The following is a 24,031-nucleotide window of genomic DNA, read 5'->3' as shown; positions in this document are numbered from 1 at the left end:
TGATCGCGTCATCACGAACTATGTTTCTAGGGGGACCCCCAAGTGTCGACTCCGCCCCAGGGCCAGAACCCGTTCGCCCAGGGCCAGCAGCCCTACGGCCAGCCTCAGGGCCAGGCCCCGCACGCGCCTCAGGGCGGCTTCCCGCAGCAGGCCGGGCAGCCGGGCTTCCCCCAGGGTGGCGCGCCGTACGCCCCGGTCCCGCCGGAGCAGCCGCGCCGCAAGCTCAGCTTCAAGACGATCAAGAACATCGTCGTCGGCGTGATCATCGTCGGCGTGGCCGTGGGCGGCTACATCGCCAGCCGTGACGACGCCGCCCAGGCGAAGGTCGGGGACTGCATGAGCATCTCGGACCCGAACAGCACGACCGACCCGGGCCTCGAGGTTGTCGAGTGCACGGACTCCGCGGCGAAGTACAAGGTCGCCGAGAAGAAGGACGGCACGTCCCAGGGCTGCGACCGCACCAAGTACAGCGAGTACACCGAGACCGGCGGCGGTGACGACTTCACCCTCTGCCTTGAGGACTACTCCGCGAAGTAGTACAGACGATGCGGGAGGGGCGTTGTTTCACGTGAAACAGCGCCCCTCCCGCATGTTTCACGTGAAACATGCGCTCGCTTCCCGGGTCAGCCCTCCTGCCCGGCCCACCACTCCTTGAGCGCGCTCACCGCCGCCTCATGACCCATCGGCCCGTGCTCCAGGCGGAGTTCCAGCATGTGCTTGTAGGCCTGACCCACGGTGGGCCCCGGACCGATGTCCAGGATCTCCTGGATCTGGTTGCCGTCGAGGTCCGGACGGATGGCGTCCAGCTCCTCCCGCTCCTGCAGCTTGGCGATCCGCTCTTCCAGGCCGTCGTACGCGCGCGACAGCGCGGCGGCCTTCCGCTTGTTCCGGGTGGTGCAGTCGGAGCGCGTCAGCTTGTGCAGCCGGTCGAGGAGCGGACCCGCGTCCCGTACGTAGCGGCGCACGGCGGAATCGGTCCACTCGCCGGTGCCGTAGCCGTGGAAGCGCAGGTGGAGTTCGACCAGACGTGAGACGTCCTTCACGAGGTCGTTGGAGTACTTGAGCGCCGTCATGCGCTTCTTCGTCATCTTCGCCCCGACCACCTCGTGGTGGTGGAACGAGACCCGCCCGTCCTTCTCGAAGCGACGGGTCCGGGGCTTGCCGATGTCGTGCAACAGGGCGGCCAGCCGGAGCGGTAGGTCGGGACCGTCCTCCTCCAGCGCCATTGCCTGCTCCAGGACGATCAGCGTGTGGTCGTAGACGTCCTTGTGCCGGTGGTGCTCGTCGCTCTCCAGGCGCAGAGCGGGCAGCTCGGGCAGCACGTGCTCGGCGAGCCCGGTGTCCACCAGCAGCGTCAGGCCCTTGCGCGGGCAGGCGGACAGGATCAGCTTGTTCAGCTCGTCCCGCACCCGCTCGGCCGAGACGATCTCCAGCCGCCCGGACATCTCCGTCATGGCCGTGACGACCTCGGGGGCCACCTCGAAGTCGAGCTGCGCGGCGAAGCGAGCGGCCCGCATCATCCGCAGCGGGTCGTCGGAGAAAGACTCTTCGGGAGTACCGGGCGTACGCAGCACCCGCTCGGCGAGGTCGTCGAGACCACCGTGCGGATCGATGAACCTCTTCTCCGGCAGTGCGACGGCCATCGCGTTCACGGAGAAGTCCCGGCGGACGAGGTCCTGCTCGATGGAGTCGCCGTACGACACCTCGGGCTTGCGCGAGGTGCGGTCGTAGGCCTCCGACCGGTAGGTGGTCACCTCGATCTGGTAGCCGTCCTTCTGCGCACCGACCGTGCCGAAGGCGATTCCGACCTCCCAGACCGCGTCCGCCCAGGGCCGGACGATCTTCAAGACGTCCTGTGGTCGGGCATCGGTCGTGAAGTCCAGGTCGTTCCCGAGCCGGCCGAGCAACGCGTCCCGGACCGACCCACCGACCAGGGCGAGAGAGAACCCCGCCTTCTGGAATCGACGGGCGAGGTCGTCGGCGACCGGGGCGACCCGCAGCAGTTCACTCACCGCGCGGAGCTGCGCCTGGCTCAGGGCACTGGGGTTGTCTTCGTTGACGTTCGGCACAACAGAAGAGGGTACGTGGCGCGGGCTACCACGAGCGCACCCCTCAGAGGCCCAGACACTCCTCCTATACACGCACAAAACCTGCCCTCGAGTCATTGCGGGGAGGTCTCTTCCATACACGGATATACAGGACAGCCTGCCCGCTTTCCTTGATCTTGTGGAGCGGTCCGCGGCACTTCCTCTCAGCGCGCATCGTTACCATGCGTGGACGCACATTCCGACGACCACTGACGACGACGAGGGACGGGCGAGCGCGTGGCCGAGGCGGCAGACTTCCAGGAGACAGCTCCCTCTCCTGCCCGCCGGTGGTTGCGGCGGACGGGATCCCTGCTCACGGCAGCGCCTCTGCTGGCCGGTCTTCTCCAGCTCCCCGCCGCCGCTCCGGCGGCCGCCGCGGGCCAGGACGCTCCGCGGGCCGCAGCCGGCTCCGGTGCGGTGGCCGTCTCCGTCAACACCCTCACCCCCAGCACGCCCACCGACGACGACACCCTCACGGTGGCCGGCACGGTGACCAACAAGGGCAAGCAGACGGTCACGGACGCACAGGTCGATCTGCGCGTGGGAGCGCCGGTCGGCACCCGCTCGGCCATCGACACCGCCGCCAAGTACAGCAGCGACGTCCAGGGAACAGTCGGCTCGGCGATCGGCGGCAAGTACGTCGAGGAGTTCACCAAACTCACGCCCGGGGTCGCCCACCCCTTCAGCATCGAGGTGCCGGTCGACAAGCTGAACCTCGCCCAGGACGGGGTCTACGAGTTCGGCGTCTCCCTCTCCGGGCAGACCTCGGCGCAGCCCTGGACACAGGTGCTGGGCGTCCGGCGGACGTTCCTGCCGTACCAGTCCGGGGAGGCCGACACCCGGACCCGGACGACGTTCCTGTGGCCGCTGATCTCCGGCGTCCACATGATGGCCGAGACGGGATCCAACGAGCAGCAGACGCCGGTTTTCCTCAACGACGACCTGACCCAGGAGATCTCGCCGGGTGGCCGCCTGGACCAGATGGTCTCCCTGGGCAAGGAACTCGACGTCACCTGGGTCGTCGACCCCGACCTGCTGGCCTCCGTCGACGCCATGACGCGCACGTATCAGGTCCGCGGCGAGAACGGCACCACCAGCGTCGGCACCCACCAGGCGGTCGCCAAGCGGTGGCTCGCGGCGGTACAGGAGGCGGTGGCGGACAAGGAAGTCGTCGCCCTCCCGTTCTCCGACCCGGATCTGGCCTCCCTCGCGCACAACGGGACCAACGTCCCGGGCGCGCTGAGGAACCTCAAGGAAGCCACGGACGTCGTCGCCAACACGGTCGAGCCGATCCTCCACGTGAAACCCCTCACTGACTTCGCCTGGCCGGTGGAGGGCGCGATCGACCCGTCGATCGTCAAGGTCGCGACCTCTGCGGGCGCCGACAAGGTGATCGCCCGCAGCGACAGCCTCCAGGAGAGCCGGAGCCTGCCCTACACCCCGTCCGCGGCCCGTCCCATCGGCGCCGGAACGACGGCGGTCGTCGCGGACGCGGGGCTGTCCACGGCCTTCCAGGGCGACCTGCTGAGGGCCTCCGCCTCCACCCTCGCGGTGCAGCGGTTCCTCGCCCAGAGCCTGACCCTGAACCTCCAGAGCGACAAGCAGCGCAGTGTCGTGATCGCCCCGCAGCGCACGCCGACCGCCGGCCAGGCCCGGACGATGGCCGAGGCCCTGACCGCGTTGCAGGACGGCCCCTGGTCGGAGGCGCAGAAGCTCGCGGCGGCCGCCTCCGCCAAGCCGGACCGCGCCGCCACGGCGCGGATCCCCTCCGCCCGCGCGTATCCGAAGGAACTGCGCAAGCGCGAACTGCCGCGGTCGGCGTACGAGCAACTCGTGCGGACCGAGGGCAAGCTGGACAATTTCAAGGTCATCCTCACCAGCCAGTTCCGGGTCGTGACCCCGTTCGGCCGGGCCATGAACCGCGAGATGTCCACCTCGTGGCGCGGCCGGCCCGGCGAGGCGATGTCCTTTCGCACGGGCGTGGAGATCTACCTCCAGGGTCTCGCCAAGCAGGTCAGGCTGATCGAGAAGTCGGAGACGAAGCTCTCCGGGCGTAGCGCCACGATCCCGGTGACCGTGCAGAACAACCTGGTCCAGGACGTCGACCGCCTCGTGCTGCGGCTCACCTCCGTCAACCCGACCCGCCTCAAGATCGGCGGCAAGCCGTACTGGCAGCAGCCCGTCACCGTCTCGGGCGGCCACAGCCAGTCGGTGAAGTTCACCACGTCGGCCAACGCCAACGGCCGCTCGTCGGTGATCGCCCAGCTCTACACGCAGGACGGCCGGAAGTACGGCGACCCGGTCAGGTTCGACGTGAAGGTCACCGAGATCACGGCCACCGTGATGCTGGTCATCGGCGGCGGTGTCCTGCTCCTCGTGCTGGCCGGCTTCCGCATGTACACCCAGCGCAAGCGCGCCGCAGCCCGTGAGGCGGCCGAGACCGACGAGAACGCCACGCGGCCGGACGCCGACGAGGACAGTGACAGCGATGGCGACAGCGAGCAGACCGAGGAAGCGTCCGACGAGCGTCTCGGGGAGGAGTCCTCGGAGGGCTCCCGGGGCGACGGCGCGGAGCAGCCGAGTGACCCCGCACCGGACACCCCAGCGGAAAACGCCGACCCGTCCGGAACGGGTGAGAGAGTGGACCGTTGAGGATGTCGTGGCCCGTGGGCCGGGGACGATGAGGTGGGGTACGCATGAACGCGCCGTACGACGGTGACCAGGGCCGGCCCGGTGACGGCCGCCCCGAGGTGCCGCCTCCGGGGCAGGACCGGACGCCGACGCACCCGCCCGCGGACATGTACCTCCAGGACGCCTACGACCAGGACCCGTACCGCGCGCAGGACCTGACCGCCCAGGATCCGGTCACCGAGGCCCTCTACGACCGAGCGGCGCACCCGCCGCGTCCGGGCGCGCACGAGCCGCAGCAGCCGCTGTACGGCGGGCCACCGCAGTCGCCGTACGTCCCCGACCCGCGGGTGTGGGCCCGCCCGCCGGTGCCGGAGCACGACGGTCCCACCCAGTACCCGCCCTACGGCGACGACGTCCGCACCACGCGCTATGCGGGCGTGGACGACCTGGTCCCCGAGGCCGCCGAGGAGCGCCACGAACCGGACGCCTTCGCGCACCTGTTCCGGGACCAGCAGCAGGGCGCCGGACACCCGGGCCGGGACTCGGGCGACGGGTATCAGGACCCTCCGCAGGGCGCCGCACAGCCGCAGTCTCCGTACCCGTCCCAGCCCTCGGTGCCCGGCCCCGCACCGTCGCCGGGCGCGCCCGCGATGTTCCCGCCGCCCGCCTCCGAAACGCTCGCACCGGCGCCCGCCCCGGCCGCCGCGCCCAAGAAGAGCGGCCGCGCCTCCGGCCTGCTGAAGTCGAGTGCTCTGATGGCAGCGGGCACCATGGTGTCCCGCCTCACGGGCTTCGTCCGGTCCGCGATGATCGTGTCGGCGCTGGGTCTCGGGATGCTCGGCGACACGTTCCAGATCGCCTACCAGCTGCCGACGATGATCTACATCCTGACCGTCGGCGGCGGACTGAACTCCGTCTTCGTGCCGCAGCTGGTGCGCGCGATGAAGGAGGACGACGACGGCGGCGAGGCGTACGCGAACCGTCTACTGACCCTGGTCATGGTCGCCCTGGCCGCGCTGACCGCAGTGGCGATGTTGGGGGCGCCGCTCCTGGTCCGCATGCTGTCGAACCCGATCGCGAGCAACCCCGGGGCCAACGAGGTCGCCGTCACCTTCACCCGCTACTTCCTGCCTTCGATCTTCTTCATGGGCCTGCACGTGGTGATGGGGCAGATCCTCAACGCCCGCGGCAGGTTCGGCGCGATGATGTGGACCCCGGTCCTCAACAACATCGTCATCATCGTGACGCTGGGCATGTTCATCTGGGTCTACGGCACCGCCGGTGACTCCGGGATGAAGGTCACGAACATTCCGGCGGAGGGCCAGCGGCTCCTCGGCATCGGCATCCTGCTCGGCCTCGTGGTCCAGGCCCTGGCGATGATCCCCTACCTGCGGGAGACCGGCTACAGGCTGCGGCTGCGCTTCGACTGGAAGGGCCACGGCCTCGGCAAGGCCGCGATGCTCGCCAAGTGGACCATCCTCTTCGTCCTCGCCAACCAGGCCGGAGCGCTGGTCGTGACCCAGCTGGCCACGGCCTCGGCGATCCCCACCCAACCAGGCACCGGCTTCAGCGCCTACGCCAACGCCCAGCTGATCTGGGGCCTGCCGCAGGCCATCATCACGGTGTCCCTGATGGCCGCGCTGCTGCCGCGCATCTCCCGCTCGGCCGCCGAGAACGACGCGGGCGCCGTACGCGACGACATCTCCCAGGGCCTGCGCACCACGGCGGTCGCCATCGTGCCGGTCGCCTTCGGGTTCCTCTCGCTCGGCGTCCCGATGTGCACGCTGATCTTCGGCTCCTCGGGCACCGGCGCTTCCACCAACATGGGCTTCATGCTGATGGCGTTCGGCCTCGGCCTGATCCCGTACTCGGTGCAGTACGTCGTGCTGCGCGCCTTCTACGCCTACGAGGACACCCGGACGCCGTTCTACAACACGGTCATCGTGGCGGCCGTCAACGCCGGCGCGTCGGCGCTGTGCTACCTCGTGATCCCGGCCCGCTGGGCCGTGGTGGGCATGGCCGCCGCGTACGGCCTGGCCTACGCGATCGGTGTCGGCGTCGCCTGGAACCGGCTGCGCAAGCGGCTCGGCGGCGACCTGGACGGTGCCCGCGTCATGCGCACGTACGCCAGGCTCTGCATCGCATCAGTCCCGGCCGCCCTGCTCAGCGGCGCCGCCTGCTACGGCATCGCCCGCTCGCTCGGCCAGGGTGCGCTGGGCTCGTTCGCCGCGCTGATCGCCGGCGGGGCCGTGCTGCTGGGCGTCTTCTTCGTCGCCGCCCGCCGTATGCGCATCGAGGAAGTCAACTCGCTGGTCGGCATGGTGCGCGGTCGCCTGGGTCGATGACGCGGCACGGGGTAGGTGCACAACCATCGTTCGCTGCGGTGTGTCGTGCATAGCGGCCGACTGTGGGCACAATTGGTTTCGGCGTCGGACGGCGCGCAGCGGATGTCGACCGGCGCGCAATGGATGGGGAGGCAGGAACGACGGTGGCGGATCGGAGCACAGCTGCCGTCGACGTGGCAGACGACAGCGGCGAGCAGTCGCTGACCGCGGAGGCGGACCAGTCCACGGCCGACGGGGTGGCCAAGAACCGGGAGCGGGACACGGACAGCGACGACGCACAGGAGGGCGCAGGGCCGGCGAGTTCCGGAAAGGCTTCACCGCCCGAACTGCACAGCGGGCACAAGCTCGCCAGGCGCTACCGCCTCGAGGAGTGCGTCACCCGTCTGGACGGATTCAGCAGCTGGCGCGCGATGGACGAGAAGCTGCGGCGTGCCGTCGGCGTCCATCTCCTGCCTGCGGATCACTCACGTGCCCGTTCGGTCCTGGCCGCGGCCCGTTCCTCGGCCCTGCTCGGCGATCCCCGCTTCGTCCAGGTGCTGGACGCGGTCGAGGAGAACGACCTCGTCTACGTCGTCCACGAGTGGCTCCCCGACGCCACCGAACTCACCACGCTCCTCGCTTCCGGCCCGCTGGAGGTCTACGAGGCGTACCAGATGGTCAGCCAGGTGTCGGCCGCCATGGCCGCCGCCCACCGCGAGGGTCTGGCCCATCTGCGTCTGAACCCAAACGCCGTGCTGCGGACGTCGACGGGCCAGTGGCGCATCCGAGGACTCGCCGTGAACGCCGCGCTGCGCGGCATCAGCTCCGACACCCCGCAGCGCACCGACACGGAGTCGATCGGCGCCCTGCTGTACGCGACGCTCACTCAGCGCTGGCCGTACGAGAGCGACGCCTACGGCCTGTCGGGGCTGCCCAAGGACATCGGTCTGATCGCGCCCGACCAGGTGCGGGCCGGCGTCCACCGCGGGTTGTCCGAGCTGGCCATGCGGGCCCTGGCCAACGACGGTGCCACCGCGTCCCGACACGAGTCCCCGTGCACCACGCCCGAGGAGCTGGTGAAGGCGATCAGCGAGATGCCACGCATCCGCCCGCCCGAGCCGGCGTTCACCGCCCCGCCGGACTACCAGCGCACGACGTACCAGCAGGGCACGTACGGCCGTCAGGCCCCGCGCCCCGGCGCCACGCGGGTCATCCCGGCGCCACCGCCCCCGCTGCAGAGCCGCACCGGAAAGGCTCTGAAGTGGGCCGTCTCCGCGCTCCTCATCGCGGCACTGGGCCTCGGCAGCTGGCAGCTCGCCGACGCCCTCATGGACCAGGGGAAGTCCGGCGACACGGACCGGACACAGACGTCGGACAACGGAGAGAAAGGCGGCGAGGGCAGACCGGCCAAGCCGCTCACGATTCGGGGCGCGCAGGAGTACGTCGCGAAGGGCCTGGCGCAGGCACCCGCCGACGTCCCGAACACCTACGACGCCAACCACTCGACGTACTGGCGCACCAAGCGCTACACCGAGGGCCCGGAGCTCGCGCCCTACAAGCCGGGCGTGGGCATCGTCTACGACCTCGGTGCGACGAAGGACATCTCGACGGCGTCAGTAGGCTTGCGGTACGCAGGTGACCGCACGACCGTGAAGCTCTACGCCACCGACGGGCTGTCGCCGGCGACGGGTATCGACGGGATGAAGGAGATCGGCACCGCCACCACCAGCGGTACGTCCCTGACCGTCAAGGTGTCGAAGTCCGCGAAGACGCAGTACGTGCTGCTGTGGATCACGGCGGTGCCGAGCGCGCCTGCCGACAGCTACAGCAGCGCCGGCTACAAGCAGGCCATCACCGACGTGCAGTTCAAAGGCTGACGGTTTTCGCTACCGCACCAGGGGAGGGGGTCCGATGGCGGATGACACCGCTTACGACGGCGTCGGCGATAAGGATCTCCTGACGCGCCATGTGGAGGGCGACCCCGACGCCTTCGGCGAGCTCGTACGGCGGCACCGTGACCGGCTGTGGGCGGTCGCTCTGCGGACTCTGGGAGACCGCGAGGAGGCCGCTGACGCGGTCCAGGACGCGCTTGTCTCCGCCTACCGCGCCGCCCACACCTTCCGGGGCCAGGCGGCCGTCACCACCTGGCTGCACCGCATCACGGTGAACGCCTGCCTCGACCGGGTCCGCAAGGCGGCCTCCCGCCGAACATCGCCGGTGGACGACACCGAGCGCCTGGAGACTCTGCTGGAGCCGCACGAGTCGGCCTCGGCACCCGCCGAGCGCAACGATGTGCACCGCCAGCTCATCAAAGCCCTGCGCACCCTGCCCCCCGACCAGCGTGCCGCGCTCGTCCTGGTCGACATGCAGGGGTACCCGGTCGCGGAGGCGGCGCGCGTCCTCGACGTGCCGGTCGGTACGGTCAAGAGCCGGTGCGCCCGCGGCCGAGCGAGACTCCTGCCGCTGCTCACCCATCTCCGCCCTGGAGCCGCAAGCGACGAGAAGCCCGGCAGGAGACGGAACCGGGCGCCGGGGACATCCGTCCCACCCGCAGCGGGAGCGCGTGGATCGGGCCCCCCGACGGGTAAAGAACCGAGCGACTCAACTGCTGTGAAGGGCGGAGGTGGGCGAGCGTGACATCGACAGATACGGCCGGGCACCCGGACGTCGCGGAGATTTCCGATCTCACCGAAGGCCTGCTCCCGCCCTCCCGGACCGCCGACATACGGCAGCACCTGGACGCGTGCGACCTGTGCGCTGACGTCCACACGTCGCTGGAGGAGATCCGGAGCCTGCTCGGCACGCTGCCGGGCCCCGTCCACATGCCTGCCGATGTCGCGGGTCGTATCGACGCCGCACTCGCGGCGGAGGCCCTCCTGAGCGCCACCGCTCCGGAGACTCCCACCGGGGAGGCGGCGAGCGCCACGTCCCGGTCCACGGCACCGGACTCCGCGGCCGAGCCCACGGACGGGACGACTGACCCGGCTACGGACGCCGATCAGTCCGCCCATGTTTCACGTGAAACAGCCCCCGCGACAGACCGGCCCGTCGGACGCGCGCGCACTGCCACCACCGGCCCCGGCCGCAAAAACCGCAAGCGGTCCGGCCGCCGCAGGATCGCCGTCCTGGGCACCGCGTTCACCGTGGCCGCTCTGGGCCTCGGCTCCGTGCTGCTGTCGACGCTGGACAACGGGACGCAGTCCGACGACACGGCGCACGGACAGCAGTCCACCCCCGCGGACACCTTCTCCGAGGGGAAGCTGGAGGGCCAGGTCGCCCGCCTCCTGTCCACCAACGGGCACAAGGACAGCGGGCCCCGGACTCCCGACACCTTCAGCTCGGAGTCCAACCCCGGCAACAATGAACCGAAGATCCTCAAGGAGCCCGCGGTACCCACGTGCGTGCGTAAGGGCATCGGACGCAACGACATCGCCCTGGCCGCCGAAGAGGGCACCTTCCGGGGCACCGAGGCGATGCTCGTGGTCCTGCCCGATGCCTCGGACGCCACCCGGGTCACCGCCTACATCGTCGAGGCGACGTGCGTGGACCAGCCCTCGCCATCCGCGAAGGCGAAGGTGTTCCTGAAGGAGACCTACCGGCGTTCCTGAACCTCGGTCTCCGTCTCGGGGTGTGCCCGACCACAGCGGGAATGCACGCCCCTTAGGATCCGTTGGGTGGGGTGAGAGCTCTGAGGAAGACTCCCACCGGACCTAACGACGCAGTCCAGAGACGAGGAACAAGCCGTGAGCGACGTCCGAAACGTGATCATCATCGGCTCCGGGCCCGCCGGCTACACGGCGGCGCTCTACACCGCGCGCGCGTCGCTGAAGCCCCTGGTGTTCGAGGGCGCCGTCACCGCCGGTGGCGCCCTGATGAACACCACTGAGGTCGAGAACTTCCCGGGCTTCCAGGAAGGCATCATGGGCCCCGAGCTCATGGACAATATGCGGGCCCAGTCCGAACGCTTCGGTGCCGAGCTGATCCCGGACGACATCGTCTCCGTCGACCTGACCGGTGAAATCAAGACCGTGACGGACACCGCCGGGACCGTCCACCAGGCGAAGGCCGTCATCGTCACCACCGGCTCCCAGCACCGCAAGCTCGGACTGCCGAACGAGGACGCTCTCTCGGGCCGCGGTGTCTCCTGGTGCGCCACCTGTGACGGCTTCTTCTTCAAGGACCAGGACATCGCCGTGATCGGTGGCGGCGACACCGCGATGGAGGAGGCCACGTTCCTCTCCCGATTCGCCAAGTCCGTGACCATCGTCCACCGCCGCGACACCCTGCGCGCATCCAAGGCGATGCAGGAGCGTGCCTTCGCCGACCCGAAGATCACGTTCATCTGGGACAGCGAAGTCGCCGAGATTCAGGGTGACCCGAAGCTCTCGGGCCTGAAGCTGCGCAACCTCAAGACCGGTGAGCTGTCCGACCTCCCGGTCACGGGCCTGTTCATCGCGATCGGCCACGACCCTCGTACGGAACTCTTCAAGGGCCAGCTGGAGCTGGACGAGGAGGGCTACCTCAAGGTCGAGGCCCCGTCGACCCGTACGAACGTGACCGGTGTCTTCGCCGCCGGTGATGTGGTCGACCACACCTACCGTCAGGCGATCACCGCAGCCGGCACCGGCTGTTCCGCCGCTCTCGACGCCGAACGCTTCCTTGCCGCTCTTGCGGACGAGGAGCCGGCCGAGCCCGAGAAGACCGCTGTCTGACCCCCTCTTCCGCACCCCACGCACCAACCAGTTAAGGAGCCCAGCCGTGGCCGGCACCCTGAAGAATGTGACTGACGACTCCTTCGAGCAGGACGTCCTCAAGAGCGACAAGCCCGTCCTGGTGGACTTCTGGGCCGCCTGGTGCGGTCCGTGCCGCCAGATCGCCCCGTCGCTCGAGGCCATCGCCGCCGAGTACGGCGACAAGATCGAGGTCGTCAAGCTCAACATCGACGAGAACCCGGGTACGGCTGCCAAGTACGGGGTCATGTCCATCCCGACGCTGAACGTGTACCAGAGCGGCGAGGTCGCCAAGACCATCGTCGGTGCGAAGCCCAAGGCGGCCATCGTGCGCGACCTTGAGGACTTCATCGCCGAATGACACCGGCGAGAGTTTCGCGGCGTCGCCCGCGGAGACGATGTTTCACGTGAAACATGAATGGGCCGACCCGGAAGGGCCGGCCCATTCTCATGCCCGTGACACCATCAGAGCGGCCTCAGTGCGGGCTCCTTCTGGACGGCACCGAGGAGTCGGTCGATCGCCATCTCCACGTCTTCCTTCCAGGACAGCGTCGACCGCAGTTCCAGCCTCAGCCGCGGATACGCCGGATGCGGCCGAACGGTCTTGAAGCCCACCGCCAGCAGGTGATCAGCGGGCAACACACAGGCTGGTTCCTTCCAGCGAGCGTCCCCGAAGGCCTCGATCGCCTTGAAGCCACGCCGCAGAAGATCCTTGGCGACCGTCTGGACCATCACGCGACCCAACCCCTGCCCCTGGTAGCCCGGCATGATGAACGCGGTCATCAGCTGCACCGCGTCGGGCGAGACCGGGCTTGTGGGGAACGCCGTCGAGCGCGGGACGTAGGCAGGCGGAGCGTAGAGCACATACCCCACAGGCACATCGTCGACGTAGACCACCCGGCCGCAGGATCCCCATTCCAGCAGGACAGCGGAGATCCAGGCTTCCTTCTCCAGCGCGGGTGTGCCCGCCCTTACCGCTGCCTCGCCACTGACGGGGTCCAGCTCCCAGAAGACACATGCCTGGCAGCGCTCGGGAAGGTCCTGAAGGTTGTCCAGCGTGAGCGGTACGAGCCGACGCCCCATGGAAGCTGTCCCTCGCTTTCTACGCCTGCGGCCACACGGGCGGCTGTCAGAGCATTCCGTTCCGTGAGCAGACCGCCAAGGAACCCGCCGACCACGCCGAGCCCCAGGCCCGCGCTCACCAGTGCGGTGCGCCTCATCGTTCGCATGACCCCTGCCTCCTAGACCTACTGTCCGGTGGAGCGCCATACCTGATCGCATCGTATCCGCGATGCGTTTGCGTCGAAACCGACAGAAAGCAAAAGGCGGACCGCTTTCCGGTACACACCGGACGCGGCCCGCCCGCCGTCGGCGGGCGGCGCGAATCTACCGCCCCGCCCGCCGATGGCTCAGGACTCCGTTTCCTCGGAGTCGTCCTCCACCAGTCCTTGCTGCAGGACCGGCCCCTCGCCGGGGGCGAGCGAGCCGAGGATGCGCTCCAGATCCTCCATCGAGGCGAACTCGACGGTGATCTTGCCCTTCTTCTGGCCGAGGTCGACCTTCACCCGGGTCTCGAAGCGGTCCGAGAGGCGCGTGGCGAGCTCGGTCAGCGCCGGGGAAACCAGGGCGCCGGCCCTCGGCCCCTTGGCCCGCTGGGGCTTCTGCGGCCGGGACGCCATAAGGCTCACGATCTCCTCGACGGCCCGCACCGACAGCCCCTCGGCCACGATCCGGTGGGCGAGGCGATCCTGCTCCTCCGAATCCTCCACGGAGAGCAGCGCACGCGCATGTCCGGCGGAAAGGACCCCGGCGGCCACACGACGCTGAACCGTCGGGGACAGCTTCAGCAGACGCAAGGTGTTGGAGACCTGCGGGCGTGAACGACCGATGCGGTCTGCCAGCTGGTCATGCGTGCAGTTGAAGTCCTTCAGCAGCTGGTCGTAGGCAGCGGCCTCCTCCAACGGGTTCAGCTGGGCCCGGTGCAGGTTCTCCAGCAGCGCGTCCAGGAGGAGCTTCTCGTCCTCCGTGGCCCGCACGATCGCCGGGATCGCCTCCAGGCCGGCCTCACGGCAGGCCCGCCAGCGGCGCTCACCCATGATGAGCTCATAGCTCCCGGCGCCCATCTGCCGTACGACGACGGGCTGGAGAAGGCCGACCTCCTTGATGGAGGTGACAAGCTCCTGTAGCGCGTCCTCGTCGAAGACCTCACGCGGCTGGCGTGGGTTCGGCTTGATGGAGTCGAGCGGGACTTCGGCGAAGTGCGCGCCCATCGGAGACGCGGTGGTCTCCACGCTCGCCGTCGAGTCCTGTGTTTCACGTGAAACAGGCGGCTGGGGCAGCGACGCCACCTTGGCCGCGGCCACGCCACGCTCGCTCGTCAGGACCGGTACACCGGTGGGCGACGAGGAAGCGGCGCCTCCCGCGGCCGGAGCCACCGTCTTCTCTGTCGGGGCAGCAGGGATCAGCGCGCCAAGACCACGGCCCAACCCCCTCCGTCGCTCGCTCACTGAATCCCCTCCACCAGGTTCGGATCATTCTGTGCACCGGCGTGCGCGTTCGATGCGTCATAGCTGACGCCGACGCCCCGCAGCGCGATCTCTCGTGCAGCCTCAAGATAGGACAGGGCACCGCTCGATCCAGGATCGTAAGTCAGCACCGTCTGCCCATAGCTCGGCGCCTCGGAGATACGGACCGAGCGCGGGATGCTCGTCCGCAGTACCTCGTCGCCGAAGTGGCTGCGCACCTCGTCCGCGACCTGCGACGCGAGTCGCGTCCGGCCGTCGTACATGGTGAGCAGGATGGTCGACACATGCAGCGTGGGGTTGAGGTGCCCCCGTACCAGGTCGACGTTGCGCAACAGCTGCCCCAGACCTTCCAGCGCGTAGTACTCGCACTGGATGGGGATGAGGACCTCCTGGCCCGCGACCAAGGCATTGACGGTAAGCAGACCGAGCGAGGGCGGGCAGTCGATGAGGATGTAATCCAGCGGCTGCTCGTACGCCTGGATCGCACGCTCCAGACGGCTCTCTCTCGCTACCAGGGACACCAGCTCGATCTCAGCACCGGCGAGATCGATCGTGGCGGGAGCGCAGAAGAGACCCTCGACATCAGGGACCGGCTGAACCACTTCTGAAAGCGGCCTGCTGTCGACCAAGACGTCATAGATCGACGGGACCTCCGCGTGGTGGTCGATACCCAGGGCAGTGGAGGCGTTGCCCTGAGGGTCGAGGTCAATCACCAGGACACGACCGCCGTGCAGAGCCAACGATGCGGCAAGGTTGACGGTGGTCGTCGTCTTGCCCACACCGCCCTTCTGGTTGGCGACCACCACGACCCGGGTCTGCTCGGGCCGCGGCAGACCCTCGCCGGCGCGGCCCAGAGCATCCACCGCCACTTGGGCAGCACGACCGATGGGAGTGTCGTCCATTGGAGGCGGTGTTTCACGTGAAACATCCGCCCCCATCGACTCGGTACGGGGACCGGGGACCGGATCGGTCATCGGTCCCGCGATGTTGGCGTCGGACCGCAAGGATTCACTCTCCTCGACTTCAGGCTCGCAATGAACAGAGCCTCCCATGCCTTCGGGGTCGCGAACCAGTGAGGCCTGGCGTTCTGTGGAGAAATCCACCTCTGTGGACAACTCCGTGACCTCTACGGAGGACGGAGTTGTGTCAGAAGCAGCGTTTCCCTCACGGGACCTGAGGGATCCCAGAGGCTTGCGATCTCGGGGTTCGGCCGCAGCGCGGCCCCGACTGATGATGCCGTGCAGCAGTGAGCGACGTTTCACGTGAAACACGATGCACAGCGGCCGAGACCGGATTGCCGCGACACTCCGGTCACATGGGCAGGGCAGCTTGTGTGGAGTACGGGATCAGCCGCGACGGCGGCGTGCACGCCCTGTCCGGGCGGCCTTGGCCCGCTTGGCGGCGAAACGCACACCGCCCGGACTCTCGCCCACCTCGACCCGCACCACGGTGGACATCGGGTCGACCACTCCCTCACCGACGTGCAGGATCGACGTCTCCACGGCACCGAGCTTGCTCAATGCCGTGGCGGCACTCTTGAGCTCTTCCTCGGCGGTGTCGCCCTTGAGGGCGAGCATCTCCCCGTAGGGACGCAGAAGCGGGATCCCCCAGCCGGCCAGGCGGTCCAGTGGTGCCACGGCGCGAGCCGTCACCACGTGGACCGGCGGAAGCTGCCCCATGACCTCCTCGGCGCGACCGCGCACGACGGTCACATGGTCGAGACCCAGCAGCTCCACGACCTCGGTGAGGAAGTTGGTGCGTCGCAGCAGCGGCTCCAGCAGCGCGATCTTCAGATCCTCCCGGACCAGTGCGAGGGGAATCCCCGGCAGGCCGGCACCAGAACCGACATCGCACACCGTCACCCCCTCGGGCACGACCTCGGAGAGCACCGCGCAGTTCAGCAGATGTCGCTCCCACAGGCGGGGCACTTCACGCGGGCCGATGAGCCCTCGCTGCACACCTGCCTCGGCGAGCAGCTCCGCGTAGCGGACCGCGTCGGCGTACCGATCGCCGAACACCTCACGCGCCTGTTCGGGAACAGGGGGAAGCTCCGCTGCCTCCGTCACGGGGGACCGTCCTTCCGTACGGCACCGGCGGGGACGCCGGGCACCAAGAACCACCAGAACTATCAGGCTGACAAAGTTCCGGCCCCGCCTGCGCAACAGACGGGGCCGGAGAGAACGGGGACCGTTCAGGCGGGAAGGACGACGACGAAGCGCTGCGGCTCCTCGCCCTCGGACTCGCTGCGCAGGCCCGCGGCCTTGACCGCGTCGTGCACGACCTTGCGCTCGAACGGCGTCATCGGGTTCAGCTTCACGGGCTCGCCGCTGTTCCTGACGTCGGCAGCGGCCTTGGCGCCCAGCTCGGAGAGCTCGGCGCGCTTGCGGGCCCGGTAGCCCGCGACGTCGAGCATCAGCCGGCTGCGGTCGCCGGTTTCCCGGTGCACGGCCAGGCGCGTGAGCTCCTGGAGCGCCTCCAGCACCTCACCGTCCCGGCCGACCAGCTTCTGCAGCTCACGGGTGCCTGTGTCGCTGATGATCGAGACGGAGGCACGGTCGGCCTCGACGTCCATGTCGATGTCGCCGTCGAGGTCGGCGATGTCGAGCAGACCCTCCAGGTAGTCCGCCGCGATCTCGCCCTCTTGCTCCAGGCGGGACAGGGTGTCTGCACCCTCGGCAGCGGCGGAGGTGGTGCCTTCCGTCACGGGATGGACTCCTTCTTACTTCTTGGAGGGGGACTTGGGCCGCTGCGGACCCTTGCGCTGACCGGACTGGGCCTTGCTGCGGCCGTTGGACCCGGCCTTCTTCTCGCCACCGGCGGGCCTGCTGTCCTGAGGGCTCTCGGACTTGGTCAGCGAGGTCTTGGCCTCGGCCTCGTCTGCCGCCTTGGCGGCCTGACGCTGGGCCTTGCTCTGCCGCTTGGGCTGCTGACGCCTGGGCGTGACGTCGGTCGGCGTACCGTCCTCGGTCTCGACGGCGACCGTGCCGGCCTCGCTCTTCACGACGCCGCCGTCGGGCTGGGCCGCCAGGCCCGCCTTGCTCAGGCCGTTGATGAACTTCCGCTCGAAGTCGTTGCGGTCGCGGCCCTTGGCGACGATGGCCTTGACGATGGCGCGCTCACGGCGGTTGCGGGTCTTGCCGTGACTCGTCACGTGCTTGAGCAGGCGCTCCAGGTAGGCGGCCTGGGCCTTGGAACCCGGGGTCGGGTTGTTGTGGATGACGTACATCTGCTGGCCCATGGTCCACAGGTTCGTGGTCAGCCAGTAGACGAGGACACCGACGGGGAAGTTGATGCCGAAGATGGCGAACATGACCGGGAAGACGTACATCAGCATCTTCTGCTGCTGCATGAACGGCGTCTTCACCGTGGTGTCGACGTTCTTCGTCATCAGCTGGCGCTGCGTGTAGAACTGCGACAGCGACATCAGGATGATCATGAGGGCGGTGACGACCCGGACGTCGGTGAGCGACGAACCGAGCGCCTCGACCTTCGACGAGCTGTCCGTGAACTTCGCCGCCAGCGGGGCCCCGAAGATGTGGGCCTTCTGCGCGCTCCGGAGCAGGCTCTCGTTGATCACGCCGATGGTGTCGTTCGACGCGATGCCGTTCAGCACGTGGTACAGAGCGAAGAAGAACGGCGACTGCGCCAGGATGGGCAGGCACGAGGAGAGCGGGTTGGTACCCGTCTCCTTGTACAGCTTCATCATCTCTTCGGACTGGCGCTGCCGGTCGTTCTTGTAGCGCTCCTGGATCTTCTTCATCTCCGGCTGGAGCGTCTGCATGGCGCGCGTCGCCTTGATCTGCTTCACGAACAGCGGGATCAGGCAGATGCGGATCAGGATCACCAGGGACACGATCGACAGGCCCCAGGCCCACCCGGAGTCGGCACCGAAGAGGGCGCCGTACACCTTGTGGAACTGGACGATGACCCAGGAAACCGGTGTCGTGATGAAGCTGAAAAGGCTGGCAATCGTGTCCACTAATCATGCTCCTTGCGCATGGGACGAGGTCTCTGCGGCCGGGCTCGAGGGAGCCTGCCCCTCGGTGGCCGGTTCGGCGGCGGAGTGCCCGCCCTTGCGCGTCCGCCAGGCGTCACGCAGCCTTTCGTGCCACCGCGGACGCTTGCGTGGCGGTACATGGTCCACCCCGCCGAGCGACCACGGATTGCACCGCAGGAGGCGCCAGGCGGTGAGGGCTGTTCCCTTGATCGCACCGTGCCGGTCGATGGCCGTGTAGCCGTAGCGGGAACACGACGGGTAGTACTTGCAGACCGGCCCCAGCAGTGGACTGATCGTCCACTGGTACAGCTTGATCAGAGCCAGCAGCGGGTACTTCATCGCGCGCCCCCTCCCAGCAGACGCTGCAGCGCGGCGTCCAGGTCTCGGGCCAGTTGTGCATGGTCGGCGTCACCCGCGCCGGGCAGCGCTCGTACGACTACCAGGCTACCGGGGGGAAACAGGTCGACTCGGTCGCGCATCAGATGGCGAAGTCTGCGCTTCACCTTGTTGCGTACCACCGCGCCGCCCACGGCCTTGCTCACGACGAAACCCGCACGCGTCGGGGGAGCGCTCTCCCCAGGCGCGTGCGGGTCCGTGGAACCGCTACGAAAATGGACGACGAGGCTCGGGCGACCGGCCCTGCGACCTCGTCGTACCGCGGTCGCGAAGTCCTCGCGCCGCCTCAGCCGGTTCTCGGTGGGCAGCACGATGTCATGACCTGACCGGGATCAGGCGGACAGACGGGCGCGACCCTTGCCACGGCGGGACGCAAGAATCGCGCGGCCGGCACGGGTGCGCATACGCAGCCGGAAGCCGTGGGTCTTCGCGCGACGACGGTTGTTCGGCTGGAAGGTGCGCTTGCTCACTCGGGGGCTCCAGTAAGAAATCGATGTTTTGCGGGTGCCGTCCTGGCTGTCACCGTGCGCCCACGAGTAGCTCGCGTCACGCCCGAGTGCACCGCTGACCGATCACCGTGCGTGATCTGTGCCCATCGGAGGCAGGCGGCAGCAGCCATCGACAACTCGACCTGGTTACGGTACGCGCGGCTTCGCCGTTCGGTCAAACCAAGGGGATGGCGAGACACTGTCCACAGCCTGGGGACAACAACTTGAACCGTACCCGCTGCCCTGACTACCGTGACTGGACTCCGATTCGTTCCCTCGTCGCCCGCCCCAGCGGCTCTGCCCGCGACGACCGCCCGGATGACCCGACCGTCCCGCGAACCACACGTTCGAGGGACCCCGTGAGAGAGCGTGCCCTGTGGCTGACGTACCTGCCGATCTTGCCGCAGTGTGGCCACGTGTACTGGAGCAGCTACTCGGTGAGGGCCGCGGACAGGGTGTGGAGTCGAAGGACGAGCACTGGATCCGGCGCTGCCAGCCGCTCGCGCTGGTCGCCGACACCGCGCTGCTCGCCGTACCCAACGAATTCGCGAAGAACGTACTCGAGGGCCGGCTCGCGCCGGTGGTCAGCGAGACGCTGAGCCGCGAGTGCGGCCGGCCGATCCGTATCGCGATCACCGTCGACGACTCCGCCGGCGAACCGCCGACCCCCGTCCGCCGGCAGCCGCGCTACGACGACTCCGAGGCCCCGTCCTCCGGGGACGGCCAGAGTCGCGACGGCTACGACCGGGGCCGGGACGGTTACGACCAGGGCGGCCGCGACAGCCGCGAGCGGGACGGCCGCGAGGGATACGGCCGGCACCGCGCCGAGCCGCACCCGGGCACGTCCGGCGATCAGCTGCCGACCGCCCGGCCCGCGTACCCGTCCGAGTACCAGCGCCCCGAGCCGGGCGCATGGCCGCGGCCCTCGCAGGACGAGTACGGCTGGCAGCAGCAGCGGCTCGGCTTCCCCGACCGCGACCCCTACGCCTCACCGTCGCAGGACGCGTACGGCTCCTCCCAGGACCCCTACGGCCCACCCGGCCACGACTCCTACGGGGCCCCGTCGCACGAGTACCGCCCCCAGCCGATGGACCGCGGAGGCTACGACGGGCAGCGCGGCGAGTACGCGCAGGCCCGCGACGGCCGCCGGGACCTGCCCGAGCCGCAGGCCGGCTCCGGGCACGTGCACCGCGGCGGACCCGTCGGCCCGAACCTGCCGACGACCGGCGCGCCCGGCCCACTGGCCGCACAGCCCGCCCCGGCGACCGGCCCCGGCGAGCCGACCGCGCGGCTGAACCCGAAGTACCTCTTCGACACGTTCGTCATCGGCGCCTCCAACCGGTTCGCGCACGCGGCCGCGGTGGCTGTCGCCGAGGCGCCGGCCAAGGCGTACAACCCCCTGTTCATCTACGGGGAGTCGGGGCTCGGCAAGACGCACCTGCTGCACGCGATCGGGCACTACGCGCGCAGCCTCTACCCGGGCACGCGCGTGCGGTACGTGAGCTCGGAGGAGTTCACCAACGAGTTCATCAACTCCATCCGCGACGGCAAGGGCGACAGCTTCCGCAAGCGGTACCGCGAGATGGACATCCTGCTCGTCGACGACATCCAGTTCCTGGCGGACAAGGAGTCGACACAGGAGGAGTTCTTCCACACGTTCAACACGCTTCACAACGCCAACAAGCAGATCGTGCTCTCCAGTGACCGGCCGCCCAAGCAGCTGGTCACGCTGGAGGACCGGCTGCGCAACCGCTTCGAGTGGGGTCTGATCACCGACGTCCAGCCGCCCGAACTGGAGACGCGTATCGCGATCCTGCGCAAGAAGGCGGTCCAGGAGCAGCTCAACGCCCCGCCGGAGGTGCTGGAGTTCATCGCGTCCCGGATCTCGCGGAACATCCGTGAGCTGGAGGGCGCGCTGATCCGGGTGACGGCGTTCGCGTCGCTCAACCGGCAGCCGGTGGACCTGGGCCTGACGGAGATCGTCCTCAAGGACCTGATGCCCGGCGGCGAGGACTCCGCCCCCGAGATCACCTCGACGGCGATCATGGGCGCGACCGCGGACTACTTCGGGCTCACCGTCGAGGACCTCTGCGGCACCTCGCGCGGACGTGCGCTCGTGACCGCCCGGCAGATCGCCATGTACCTGTGCCGCGAGCTGACGGACCTGTCTCTGCCGAAGATCGGCGCGCTGTTCGGCGGCCGGGACCACACGACGGTCATGCACGCCGACCGCAAGATCCGCAATCTGATGGCCGAGCGACGCTCCATCTACAACCAGGTGACGGAGCTGACCAACCGCATCAAGGCGGGCTGAACGCCGCGGAGTTGCGCCACCGAGGGCGTCCCTGGGGAACATCCCGGGGGCGCCTTTCCCATGCCTCCGGGCGCCTGCGGACGTCCCCTCGGAGACACGCGACAGGCCCTCTGGAGACCTCTCTGTGCTCGGAGGGTCCGGACGGTCTTCCCGAGACCGCGGTACGCCCCGACCCGTCCGCGGAGGACCCGGACGGCCCCGGGGCGACCGCCAGGGCCTGCGCGAGAGCCCGAAACGTCCTCCCGGGGCCACCGTGAGGCCCTGCGGCGGCCCCGGGAGACCCCCCGCAGGCGCTCGCGCAGGTCTCGACGCCGTAACCCCTTGTTCGATTGGCCGCCGGGTTACGGTCTCCCTCCACAGATTGGGCGACTTTTTCGCGTCCACATGCTGGGGATCGGGAAGTTGTCCAGATTCTGTCCACAGCGCACGGTGGTGAATGATCATCAGACCAGGTCAACAGCCTGTGGATTGGTGGACAAACTTTGTCCACAGGCTGTGGACAGCAAAACGATCCACAGCCTGTGCACAGAGTTGTCCACGGGCAACCCACAGGCCGGGGCGGGTTGTCCCCAGTGATCGCGGGCTTCTCCACATGCCTGTCCACTGTTCGGCAACATGACGCGCCTTCTCACCGGCCCGAGTGAAAGGCGTCACACAAAGCTGCCGGGTTGGGCTGTGGGAAAGGCGGGTAAAGCTGGGGACGGCCCTGGGGAGAACTCGCCCCTTCCTGTGCATGGGGTGTGCAGAACTTTCTGTTCTCCACAGAAGACCCCGGTTGTCCACCGCCGTCACCCACAGGACCGGTGGACAAAATTGTGGCCCTGAGCTGGGAAAACGGGGTTATCCACGGTATCCACAGGCCCTACTACTACTGCCGACCATAGAGAGCCAGGAAACCGTTTCGAAGTGGGTCCTGTGCACAACTCGCCGTCTCGAGCCCGGCTGCCCGCCGGTACGACTTGACCCCGAGGGGCACCTACTGTCAGTGCGGTGCGTCAGACTGTTCCCCGGTGTCCTCCCCCTGCCAGGGACCGACGACACCAGTCAGACGACGAAGGCGAAGCAGGGCGCGAACGCCGGCAACAGCAGGAGGCGGCTTAGGTGAAGATCCGGGTGGAACGCGACGTACTCGCGGAGGCAGTGGCCTGGGCGGCTCGCAGCCTCCCGGCCCGTCCGCCGGCGCCTGTCCTCGCCGGCCTGCTCCTGAGGGCCGAGGAGGGGGCGCTGAGCCTCTCCAGCTTCGACTACGAGGTCTCGGCACGGGTGTCCGTGGACGCGGAGGTCGACGAGGACGGCACGGTGCTCGTCTCCGGCCGCCTGCTCGCGGACATCTCGCGCGCCCTCCCCAACCGGCCCGTGGAGATTTCCACAGACGGTGTACGGGCGACGGTGGTGTGCGGCACCTCGCGCTTCACCCTCCACACCCTGCCCGTGGAGGAGTACCCGGCCCTGCCGCAGATGCCGAACGCGACGGGCACGGTCCCGGGCGAGGTCTTCTCGTCGGCCGTGCAGCAGGTCGCCATCGCGGCCGGCCGCGACGACACGCTGCCCGTCCTGACCGGTGTGCGCATCGAGATCGAGGGCGACACGGTGACGCTGGCGTCCACCGACCGCTACCGCTTCGCGGTCCGCGAGTTCCTGTGGAAGCCGGAGAACCCGGAGGCGTCCGCGGTTGCCCTGGTCCCCGCCAAGACCCTGCTGGACACGGCCAAGGCGCTGACCAGCGGAGACCAGGTGACGCTGGCGCTGTCCGGCTCGGGCGCCGGTGAGGGCCTGATCGGTTTCGAGGGCGCGGGCCGCCGTACGACGACGCGCCTGCTGGAGGGTGACCTCCCGAAGTACCGCACGCTGTTCCCGACGGAGTTCAACAGCGTCGCCGTCATCGAGACCGCCCCTTTCGTGGAGGCCGTCAAGCGCGTGTCCCTGGTCGCCGAGCGCAACACCCCGGTGCGGCTCAGCTTCGAGCAGGGCGTGCTGATCCTGGAGGCCGGCTCCAGCGACGACGCACAGGCTGTGGAAAGGGTCGACGCCCAGCTCGAGGGCGACGACATCTCGATCGCCTTCAACCCGACGTTCCTGCTGGACGGCCTGAGCGCGATCGACTCCCCGGTCGCCCAGCTGTCGTTCACGACGTCCACGAAGCCCGCGCTGCTGAGCGGCAGGCCCGCGGTGGACGCCGAGGCGGACGACGCCTACAAGTACCTGATCATGCCGGTGCGCCTCAGCGGCTGACGTACGGTCCCGCCGGTTGTCCACAGCGCCCCCGTGGCCGGTGGACAACTGGGCCCACCGGCGAAGCCGCAGGTCGGGGCCTACGTATGAGCGCGTATGCCCACAGGTGTGCGACACCGCCCGGGTTTAGGCTCGGACAGGTACGCAAGTGCCGTAACGCCACCTCGCACACCTAAGGAACACAACTGATGGAGCTCGGTCTCGTCGGCCTCGGCAGGATGGGCGGCAACATGCGCGAGCGGATCCGCCGCGCGGGCCACACCGTCGTCGGATTCGACCGCAACCCGGACCTCGCCGACGTCCACAG

Annotated in this window: 21 protein-coding genes; 11 read left to right on the top strand and 10 right to left on the bottom strand. The window is 68.8% G+C overall.

Features of this window, described 5'->3' with window-relative positions:
• Positions 1-42: 42 nt before the first annotated feature.
• Positions 43-537, top strand: coding sequence for a hypothetical protein (locus tag ABZ354_RS15660; RefSeq protein WP_358656945.1), 495 nt, complete (start codon positions 43-45; stop codon positions 535-537).
• A gap of 86 nt (positions 538-623) precedes the next feature.
• On the opposite strand, the gene ABZ354_RS15655 is transcribed toward ABZ354_RS15660, so the two are convergent.
• Entirely contained in the window at positions 624-2,069 is a 1,446-nt protein-coding gene (locus tag ABZ354_RS15655; protein WP_358656943.1) for a CCA tRNA nucleotidyltransferase, read from the bottom strand.
• A gap of 255 nt (positions 2,070-2,324) precedes the next feature.
• Here ABZ354_RS15655 and ABZ354_RS15650 point away from each other — a divergent pair, with 255 nt between their 5' ends.
• The 7 genes from ABZ354_RS15650 (at position 2,325) to trxA (ending at position 12,133) form a co-directional block, all read left to right on the top strand.
• On the top strand, positions 2,325-4,739 hold the full coding sequence (locus ABZ354_RS15650) for a DUF6049 family protein (RefSeq protein WP_358656941.1): 2,415 nt from the start codon (positions 2,325-2,327) through the stop codon (positions 4,737-4,739).
• Between the two features lie 44 nt (positions 4,740-4,783).
• Complete coding sequence (gene murJ / locus ABZ354_RS15645) at positions 4,784-7,063, top strand: murein biosynthesis integral membrane protein MurJ (protein WP_358656939.1); 2,280 nt, start codon at positions 4,784-4,786, stop codon at positions 7,061-7,063.
• 143 nt (positions 7,064-7,206) lie between these two features.
• Positions 7,207-8,919 carry a protein kinase family protein gene (locus tag ABZ354_RS15640; protein WP_358656937.1) on the top strand — a complete coding sequence of 571 codons (1,713 nt, stop codon included), beginning with the start codon at positions 7,207-7,209 and terminating at the stop codon, positions 8,917-8,919.
• Between the two features lie 34 nt (positions 8,920-8,953).
• Positions 8,954-9,679: an RNA polymerase sigma factor SigM gene (gene sigM / locus ABZ354_RS15635; protein ID WP_358656935.1), complete on the top strand. Its 726-nt coding sequence runs from the start codon at positions 8,954-8,956 to the stop codon at positions 9,677-9,679.
• Positions 9,676-10,650, top strand: coding sequence for a hypothetical protein (locus tag ABZ354_RS15630; protein ID WP_358656933.1), 975 nt, complete (start codon positions 9,676-9,678; stop codon positions 10,648-10,650). The genes sigM and ABZ354_RS15630 overlap by 4 nt, the downstream gene beginning before the upstream one ends.
• A gap of 135 nt (positions 10,651-10,785) precedes the next feature.
• Positions 10,786-11,754, top strand: a complete 969-nt coding sequence (gene trxB / locus ABZ354_RS15625) for a thioredoxin-disulfide reductase (RefSeq protein WP_358656931.1) — start codon at positions 10,786-10,788, stop codon at positions 11,752-11,754.
• A gap of 46 nt (positions 11,755-11,800) precedes the next feature.
• Positions 11,801-12,133 (top strand): thioredoxin, encoded by a 333-nt coding sequence (trxA, locus tag ABZ354_RS15620; protein ID WP_161066965.1) that lies wholly within the window; start codon positions 11,801-11,803, stop codon positions 12,131-12,133.
• 104 nt (positions 12,134-12,237) lie between these two features.
• Here the strand turns inward: trxA and ABZ354_RS15615 are convergent, their stop codons facing one another.
• The 9 genes from ABZ354_RS15615 to rpmH form a co-directional block, all read right to left on the bottom strand.
• Positions 12,238-12,855, bottom strand: coding sequence for a GNAT family N-acetyltransferase (locus ABZ354_RS15615; RefSeq protein ID WP_358656929.1), 618 nt, complete (start codon positions 12,853-12,855; stop codon positions 12,238-12,240).
• Between the two features lie 326 nt (positions 12,856-13,181).
• On the bottom strand, positions 13,182-14,279 hold the full coding sequence (locus ABZ354_RS15610; protein ID WP_358656927.1) for a ParB/RepB/Spo0J family partition protein: 1,098 nt from the start codon (positions 14,277-14,279) through the stop codon (positions 13,182-13,184).
• A complete protein-coding gene (locus ABZ354_RS15605; RefSeq protein ID WP_358657173.1) occupies positions 14,276-15,349 on the bottom strand; it encodes a ParA family protein in 1,074 nt (357 codons plus the stop codon). The genes ABZ354_RS15610 and ABZ354_RS15605 overlap by 4 nt, the downstream gene beginning before the upstream one ends.
• 294 nt (positions 15,350-15,643) lie before the next feature.
• The gene (gene rsmG, locus ABZ354_RS15600) at positions 15,644-16,363 is read right to left on the bottom strand and encodes a 16S rRNA (guanine(527)-N(7))-methyltransferase RsmG (RefSeq protein WP_358656925.1); all 720 of its coding nucleotides are present in this window, start codon (positions 16,361-16,363) and stop codon (positions 15,644-15,646) included.
• Positions 16,364-16,488: 125 nt separating this feature from the next.
• Positions 16,489-17,001 (bottom strand): R3H domain-containing nucleic acid-binding protein, encoded by a 513-nt coding sequence (locus tag ABZ354_RS15595; RefSeq protein WP_358656923.1) that lies wholly within the window; start codon positions 16,999-17,001, stop codon positions 16,489-16,491.
• Positions 17,002-17,016: 15 nt separating this feature from the next.
• On the bottom strand, positions 17,017-18,276 hold the full coding sequence (yidC, locus tag ABZ354_RS15590) for a membrane protein insertase YidC (protein ID WP_358656921.1): 1,260 nt from the start codon (positions 18,274-18,276) through the stop codon (positions 17,017-17,019).
• A 3-nt stretch (positions 18,277-18,279) separates the two neighbouring features.
• Positions 18,280-18,633, bottom strand: a complete 354-nt coding sequence (gene yidD, locus ABZ354_RS15585) for a membrane protein insertion efficiency factor YidD (RefSeq protein WP_358656919.1) — start codon at positions 18,631-18,633, stop codon at positions 18,280-18,282.
• The gene (gene rnpA, locus ABZ354_RS15580; protein ID WP_358656917.1) at positions 18,630-19,001 is read right to left on the bottom strand and encodes a ribonuclease P protein component; all 372 of its coding nucleotides are present in this window, start codon (positions 18,999-19,001) and stop codon (positions 18,630-18,632) included. Before rnpA ends, yidD begins: the two co-directional genes overlap by 4 nt.
• A 21-nt stretch (positions 19,002-19,022) precedes the next feature.
• Positions 19,023-19,160 (bottom strand): 50S ribosomal protein L34, encoded by a 138-nt coding sequence (rpmH, locus tag ABZ354_RS15575; RefSeq protein ID WP_003949374.1) that lies wholly within the window; start codon positions 19,158-19,160, stop codon positions 19,023-19,025.
• Between the two features lie 394 nt (positions 19,161-19,554).
• Here rpmH and dnaA point away from each other — a divergent pair, with 394 nt between their 5' ends.
• The 3 genes from dnaA to ABZ354_RS15560 all read left to right on the top strand — a co-directional run.
• The gene (gene dnaA / locus ABZ354_RS15570) at positions 19,555-21,492 is read left to right on the top strand and encodes a chromosomal replication initiator protein DnaA (RefSeq protein WP_358656913.1); all 1,938 of its coding nucleotides are present in this window, start codon (positions 19,555-19,557) and stop codon (positions 21,490-21,492) included.
• Positions 21,493-22,593: 1,101 nt separating this feature from the next.
• On the top strand, positions 22,594-23,724 hold the full coding sequence (gene dnaN, locus ABZ354_RS15565; RefSeq protein WP_358656911.1) for a DNA polymerase III subunit beta: 1,131 nt from the start codon (positions 22,594-22,596) through the stop codon (positions 23,722-23,724).
• Between the two features lie 188 nt (positions 23,725-23,912).
• Positions 23,913-24,031 (top strand): NAD(P)-binding domain-containing protein (locus ABZ354_RS15560; RefSeq protein ID WP_358657171.1); only part of this gene is annotated, 119 nt, incomplete at its 3' end.

The organism is Streptomyces sp. NPDC005925 (genome assembly GCF_040638805.1).
Lineage (GTDB): Bacteria > Actinomycetota > Actinomycetes > Streptomycetales > Streptomycetaceae > Streptomyces.
This window is presented reverse-complemented; position numbering and strand designations above follow the sequence as displayed.